We start from the raw sequence: 6,072 nt of genomic DNA, 5'->3' as shown, positions 1-6,072 counted from the left end.
TTCGCAGTTGAATCCGCGGGCACAAACCTTACTCCGACATTTTTGACATCTAAATTGTATTTGGACTTTTCCAACGATGATGAATTCGAGGCTGTTATAGATGATTTGGTACGTGCAATTCACGGGGAGCCACTCTTCAAAAAACCTGAGTTAGGAAACAACCCTTTTAAGCCTGCCTCTCAAACGCCGACAGTTAAGAACCACGACATCTCCTCAGATATTTTGAAGACCATTATCGCTATTTACGAAGGCGGTCGAGATGCCATAGAGGATAAACTGGTTTACAACCACCTAAATTTATCCCGCATAGTTTTTGAAATACACGCAAAACAACTTCATGAACAAGGCTTTGTAAACTATTCCCAAGGGTGGGTATTTGTGACAGACAAAGCTAAGATACATGCTGTCCAGCAAGGGTGGATTAAATAGCAATCAAAGAAAGATAGCAGCTCCGATTTGGTTGGGGCTGCTCCGGCATATAACATTGTATTAGCGCGCATGCTCGATTTTCCAAAACTGTTATACGCAATCTTATCTATATAAAAAGCTGATATAGATAGTATTTACCGCCTTTCATACATATCTCTTTTCCGCGAAAATGTACACGCCGCCTATCCCTACTCGGGCGTTCATACTATCCACAAGCATTAATCTGTAACCGATTGACTCATCGACGCTTTTAGTTATCCACTCTAAGGTAGTGTGCATCTGTCACGGATAAACGCGCGTTTTGCTATGCTACCGCCATTTAGTTGTCGGCATCTAACACGCCATTGAGTTGGCAGATTTGGGATTAGTCTATCAAGGGTTGTTTTGGTTTTCGTGCGCTATTGTCCAAAGTGTTAGATAAACCATATTTTGTGAGGTGGGTGCAAGAAGTTGGTTAGAGTGCCAAGGAGCGAGTTGGGGAGGTGTGCGCGATTAGAACGAGGGCTCCGTTTCGCGCACTGCTCTGGTTGGGATGCGGTTGTGTCCGTCGATAGAGAACATATAAGTGACTACGGTGGACTAAACACCCAGTGCTGGATTCACATCCATGCTTTTATGCAATATTCGAACGACTTTAATGTGATGATTACCCTTGGGTTGATAAAAAACAATATGGCTGCCAAGAGGAAATTTACGATACCCTGATCGGATGTCATCACACGGTTTTCCCATGTCTGGGTTTTCAGCCAATAACCAAAAGGTGTCATCGAACTGTTTTACATATAGATTGCGCTGTCCCTTTCCCCAACGACGCTGGGTAAACAACGCGATATTCCTTAAGTCCGTTTTGGCGGCGATAGTCAGCGTAAATGGCTTCATTGCGTATCTTCGGCATCGATTTCTTGGATAAAGTTATCGATGTCATACTCAGCATCGCCACTCTGTTCGCCCTCTACGAGAAGTTGACGCAGTGTATGCAGTTTTGTCTCTTGGTTTTCGAGTAAACGCAGTGCGGCGCGAACGACTTCACTTGTCGAGCTGTAGCGCCCTGTTTCGATTTGGCTAGCGATAAAGCCATCGAAGTGTTCACCTAGGGTAATACTTGTATTCTTTGCCATGGTTAGAACTCGTTGATACCAATATATACCTAATTATGGTATTTGGCGTGCGTGAAGGCAAGATGACGGGCATGGGCGATAAAACCTATGCGACGAGCAATGTGCGCGAGCTCTATCTCGCGCACTGCTCAGGTTGGGATCGCCGATGCCGATCAGTGCGATTGCGCTGAATGGGTGGTGGCAGAGCGCGTTGCTTTTGTGGTTTTGTGCATCGGCTGTGGGCGCTGTTGGTTGCGGTGGATTTGATATTGCTGCCACGCGAAGGTCACCACAAAACAGCCGGTGAGTAGCAATACAATAGTCGGGCCAGGTGCACTGTCGAGGTAAAACGACAGGGTGACGCCCCCCACGGCGGTGACTAAGGCAATCGCACAGGCAATCCATAACATGCGGCTAAATTGCTTGCTGAGCATAAAGGCAGTGACGCCCGGTGCAATCAACATCGCTACCACTAAGATGATCCCCACGGCATGTAACCCCGCCACAATGGTGGCAATCATTACTGAAAGCAGAAGCCAGTGAAGCTTTTGTACGGGGAGCCCGAGCACGCTGGCTTGTGCAGGGTCGAACGATAGCAGCATTAAATCTCGCCCTTTAAGCAGCACGAGCGCAAGCACGACTAAGCCGGTAATGGCGGCGGTGAGCAGCTGTTGGTGGTTAATTCCCAACAGGTTGCCAAATAGAATATGATCAAGGTGCAAATCAGACGGGAACTGGCCTTGCAAAATCAGCCCCAGCGCGAAAAAGCCAGAAAACACAATCCCCAGCAAGGTGTCTTCTTTTACACGGCTATTTTGTTTGAGCCAATGCACACTAGTGGCGCATGCGGAGCCCGCAGCAAAGGCGCCGACAATCAGCGGCAGGCCAAATAAGTTTGCTAGCACCAACCCCGGCAGCACCGCGTGTGCCACGGCATCGCCAATTAATGACCAGCCTTTTAACACCAAATAGCACGAAAGCAGCGCACAGGGCAGTGCCACTAAGATGGCCATGAGCAAAGCATCTTGCATAAAAGTCAGTTGATACGGATTCATTGCAGTGCCTCCTGACGTTTGGCGCGCCGCGCGAGGATCCCGTGTTTGGGGCCAAACACAAAGGCGGCTAAGAAGAGTCCCACTTGGGCCAGCACAATCAGTGCGCCGGCGTTAAGGTTGGCGAAATAGCTGATGTACACCCCAAACAGTGAGGTGACTGTGCCGATGACACCGCTCAGCACCAACACGGGCCCAAAGCGATCACTCAATAAATAGGCGGTGGCGCCGGGGGCGATCACCAAGCAAATCACCAAAAAGGCACCGACACTTTTAAGTGCCGCCATGGTGCAGGCGCTGAGCAGCGCGAAAAACAGCACTTTAAGCCCCACCACGGGTAAACCAATGCAGCGGGCGTGGCTTTCATCAAAAAAGGTCAGCATAAAATCACGCCATTTCACCGCCAGTACGGTGAGGCTGACCAAGGCAATGACTAGCATTTGCACCGCATCGAGTGGGGCAATGGCGAGCAAGTTGCCCAGCATAATTTGTTGAATATCGACCGCGACGGGCGAAATCGAGACTAAAAAGAGCCCGAAGGCGAAAAAGCTCGAGAAAATTAAACCGATGATCGCATCTTGTTTGATGTGGCTACGTTGATGCAAAAACAGCATCACGCTCGCGGCCATGCCGCCGGCAACAAAGGCGCCGAGAGAAAAGGGCAAGCCCAGCATATAAGCGCCGGCAACGCCCGGTACAATCGCATGGGAGAGGGCATCGCCCATCAGCGACCAGCCTTTGAGCATCAAAAAGGCAGAGAGCAAGCCGCACACGCCACCAATCAAGGTGGTGACCAGCAATGCTTTTTGCATGTATTGATAGGCGAGGGGATCAAGTAAGCTCATTCGCGCCGCTCCTGCGCGCTTTGTTCGCGCTTGCCATATACCACCAAAGGTCGTTCATCATCGGAAATGACCGACAGCTCGCGCGGATCGGCGTCTTGGTGGAGCTGATCGCTGGGCATGACATATTGGCGCAGTTTGCCGCCAAAAATGGCACTCAGGTTCTCAGTAGTAAACACATGGTCGGTGTGTCCGCCTGCCACTACCGCGCGATTGACCAGCACGGTGCGATCGCAAAAGTCGGGCACGGTGCCAAGGTTATGGGTGGCGATTAAAATGGTTTTGCCCTCGTCTTTAAGCTCGAGCAACAAACGCATAATCGACTCTTCACTGGTGACATCTACGCCAGTAAAAGGCTCATCCAGTAAAATCAGCGGGCTGTGCTGAGCCAGAGCGCGGGCGAGGAAAACGCGCTTTTTCTGTCCGCCGGACAATTCACCAATTTGCCGCTGGCGAAAGGCTGTCATACCCACGCGGGCTAAGGCCTCATCCACGGCCTGATGATCCGCCGCTTTGGGGCGACGCATAAATGACATCTTGCCGTAGCGACCCATCATCACCACGTCTTCCACTAACACCGGGAACGACCAATCAATCTCTTCCGATTGAGGCACATAAGCGACCAAGCCTGCTTTTTGCGCTTGCTTAATTGGGGTGCCGTTCACCGCAATGCTGCCACTGCCGGGGTTCACAAACCCCATGATCGCTTTAAACAAGGTGGATTTGCCGCTGCCATTGGCACCGACTAGGGCAGTAATGGTTTGCGCGGGCAGCGAGAAGCTGGCGTGTTCAAGGGCACACAGGCCGTTTCGATACACAACACGCACCTCGTTGACATCTAATACACTGGGCGTGCCGTCGGTTAAATCATAGTGCGTCATGGCGTAACCCCGCTAACACGGTTTCTGTGGTAACTGTCAGTAAGGATAGATAGTCAGGCACGGGCCCGTCAGCGGTGCTGAGCGAGTCGACATATAAAATGCCTCCATAGTACGCGTCGGTTTCTGCGGCGACTTGTTTGGCGGGCGCATCAGACACGGTGCTTTCGGAAAAGACAGCACGCACTTGGTGTTCTCGCACGGTATCAATCAGCGCGCGCACTTGTTGCGGTGTGCCCTGGCGCTCGGCGTTAATCGGCCATAAATAGGCTTCGTTGAGGTTTAAATCACGCGCCAGATAAGAAAACGCACCCTCACTGCTTACCAACCAACGCTGGGATTCGGGGACAGCGGATAAGGCGTCTTGCGCACGCGCGAACACGGCTTGAATTTGCGCCTTGTAGGCATTGGCATTGGCTTGGTAGTGCGTTTGATTGGCGGGATCGTACTTGATCAGGGCGCGCTCGATGTTATCAACGTATCGCATCGCATCTGAGGGCGACATCCACGCGTGTGGGTTGGGCTTGCCACGATACGGGCCAGAGGCAATCATAATCGGCTCCACCCCGTCAGATAAGATCACATTCTGCACCTTATCAATGTGCTGGAAAAAACGTTCGAACCAGCGCTCTAAGCCTAACCCGTTCCACATCACCACATCCGCACCTTGCGCACGCAGAATATCTCCCGGAGTGGGTTGGTAATTGTGGATCTCCGCGCCGGGTTTAGTGAGAGACACTACCTCGGCATGCTCGCCCGCCACGTTGGCAGCCATATCAGCCAGAATGGTAAAGCTGGTCACTACTTTTAGCTTGTCCGCGTGTTTTAATTGGTCGGCGTGCGCCATCGGAGAGAGCAAGAGCGCCGCAATAATTAGCAGGTGTTTTCTCATAAGCGTTAATCTCGTTCATTATGCGTGTGACTACGGCGTGAGGTCGCCAGCCGATCATACGTTAAAGATAACGGTTATGATAATCATTCTCAAGTGGGTGTTATTAAAAAGGGCACACGAGGCGCCCTGTCGTCATGTTTCCTGTGATCTTTTACTAATCACGAATGGTGTCGTAGCGAGCCCACTCCATAATGGTCCAATCTTTTTCTTGGGCATGCAGGCTTAAGTGCGGGTCAGGGTTAACCGCAAAAGCGCTGTCAACTTGCTCAAGCAAGGGGACATCCCAGTGCGAATCACTGTAACCGTATGTGTGGCCGACCGTGTCATGACGGTCAGATAGCCATGCCTGCATGTAGTCATGCTTGCCACGAAAATCACGCACGCAATGGGATATGCTACCTGTATACACGCCATTTAATGTTTCAAGCTCAATCGCAATCACGGTATCGAGTTTGAGTAGTTCGCCAATCGGTCTTGCCAAGTGTGCGGCGGTATTCGATACCAGCACACAGTGATCGCCTCGTGTTCGGTGCCACTCGATGCGCTCTAACGCTTGTGGCACTACCACGGGAGCGACGCGCTGATCGATAAAGTCGGTCGCCCATGCAGCCACAGTTTGAGTGGATTTTCCTTTGATTGGGCTCAACTGCACTTGCATATACTGCTCAAGGTTGATGCGGCCTTTTTTAAAATCCAGATACGCCCGTTTTTCTTGGTCGACCAGGTTTTGCGGGGCGAGATCGCACTGGCAAAGGTATTCCAGCCACGCTTGCTTGGTGTCGGTGGCAATCAGTGTTTCGTCTAAGTCGAAGAATGCAATGTTAATCGGAGAAGTCATAGCCAAACTGATGTAATGAGACATTGATAGGCATCCTAACCAGC

General features: G+C 51.1%; 7 protein-coding genes and 1 pseudogene. 1 reads left to right on the top strand and 7 read right to left on the bottom strand.

Annotation, left to right across the window (positions count from 1 at the left end):
• Window positions 1-429 (top strand): annotated as a pseudogene (locus tag BGK46_RS17615) (toll/interleukin-1 receptor domain-containing protein); the annotation flags it as partial.
• Between the two features lie 579 nt (window positions 430-1,008).
• On the opposite strand, the gene BGK46_RS09295 reads toward BGK46_RS17615, so the two are convergent.
• From BGK46_RS09295 to BGK46_RS09265, 7 genes are all read right to left on the bottom strand, one after another.
• Window positions 1,009-1,308: a type II toxin-antitoxin system RelE/ParE family toxin gene (locus BGK46_RS09295; protein ID WP_046075938.1), complete on the bottom strand. Its 300-nt coding sequence runs from the start codon at window positions 1,306-1,308 to the stop codon at window positions 1,009-1,011.
• Window positions 1,305-1,547 carry a type II toxin-antitoxin system ParD family antitoxin gene (locus BGK46_RS09290; protein ID WP_069588744.1) on the bottom strand — a complete coding sequence of 81 codons (243 nt, stop codon included), beginning with the start codon at window positions 1,545-1,547 and terminating at the stop codon, window positions 1,305-1,307. The genes BGK46_RS09295 and BGK46_RS09290 overlap by 4 nt, the downstream gene beginning before the upstream one ends.
• 152 nt (window positions 1,548-1,699) lie before the next feature.
• A complete protein-coding gene (locus tag BGK46_RS09285; protein WP_069588742.1) occupies window positions 1,700-2,581 on the bottom strand; it encodes a metal ABC transporter permease in 882 nt (293 codons plus the stop codon).
• Window positions 2,578-3,423 carry a metal ABC transporter permease gene (locus BGK46_RS09280; RefSeq protein WP_069588740.1) on the bottom strand — a complete coding sequence of 282 codons (846 nt, stop codon included), beginning with the start codon at window positions 3,421-3,423 and terminating at the stop codon, window positions 2,578-2,580. The genes BGK46_RS09285 and BGK46_RS09280 overlap by 4 nt, the downstream gene beginning before the upstream one ends.
• A complete protein-coding gene (locus BGK46_RS09275) occupies window positions 3,420-4,301 on the bottom strand; it encodes an ATP-binding cassette domain-containing protein (RefSeq protein WP_069588738.1) in 882 nt (293 codons plus the stop codon). The genes BGK46_RS09280 and BGK46_RS09275 overlap by 4 nt, the downstream gene beginning before the upstream one ends.
• On the bottom strand, window positions 4,288-5,190 hold the full coding sequence (locus tag BGK46_RS09270) for a metal ABC transporter substrate-binding protein (RefSeq protein WP_069588736.1): 903 nt from the start codon (window positions 5,188-5,190) through the stop codon (window positions 4,288-4,290). Before BGK46_RS09270 ends, BGK46_RS09275 begins: the two co-directional genes overlap by 14 nt.
• A 154-nt stretch (window positions 5,191-5,344) precedes the next feature.
• A complete protein-coding gene (locus tag BGK46_RS09265) occupies window positions 5,345-6,052 on the bottom strand; it encodes an HAD family hydrolase (RefSeq protein WP_069588735.1) in 708 nt (235 codons plus the stop codon).
• Window positions 6,053-6,072 lie beyond the last annotated feature (20 nt).

Source organism: Salinivibrio sp. SS2 (assembly GCF_001722075.1).
Classification (GTDB): domain Bacteria; phylum Pseudomonadota; class Gammaproteobacteria; order Enterobacterales; family Vibrionaceae; genus Salinivibrio; species Salinivibrio proteolyticus.
Note: the sequence above shows the minus strand (reverse complement) of the source record. Positions and strands in the feature narration are given on the sequence as shown.

Coding starts and splice junctions, on each gene's coding strand:
- BGK46_RS09275 (WP_069588738.1), bottom strand. CDS start 4,301: ATGACGCACTATGATTTAACCGACGGCACGCCCAGTGTATTAGATGTC.
- BGK46_RS09270 (WP_069588736.1), bottom strand. CDS start 5,190: ATGAGAAAACACCTGCTAATTATTGCGGCGCTCTTGCTCTCTCCGATG.
- BGK46_RS09295 (WP_046075938.1), bottom strand. CDS start 1,308: ATGAAGCCATTTACGCTGACTATCGCCGCCAAAACGGACTTAAGGAAT.
- BGK46_RS09280 (WP_069588740.1), bottom strand. CDS start 3,423: ATGAGCTTACTTGATCCCCTCGCCTATCAATACATGCAAAAAGCATTG.
- BGK46_RS09290 (WP_069588744.1), bottom strand. CDS start 1,547: ATGGCAAAGAATACAAGTATTACCCTAGGTGAACACTTCGATGGCTTT.
- BGK46_RS09265 (WP_069588735.1), bottom strand. CDS start 6,052: ATGTCTCATTACATCAGTTTGGCTATGACTTCTCCGATTAACATTGCA.
- BGK46_RS09285 (WP_069588742.1), bottom strand. CDS start 2,581: ATGAATCCGTATCAACTGACTTTTATGCAAGATGCTTTGCTCATGGCC.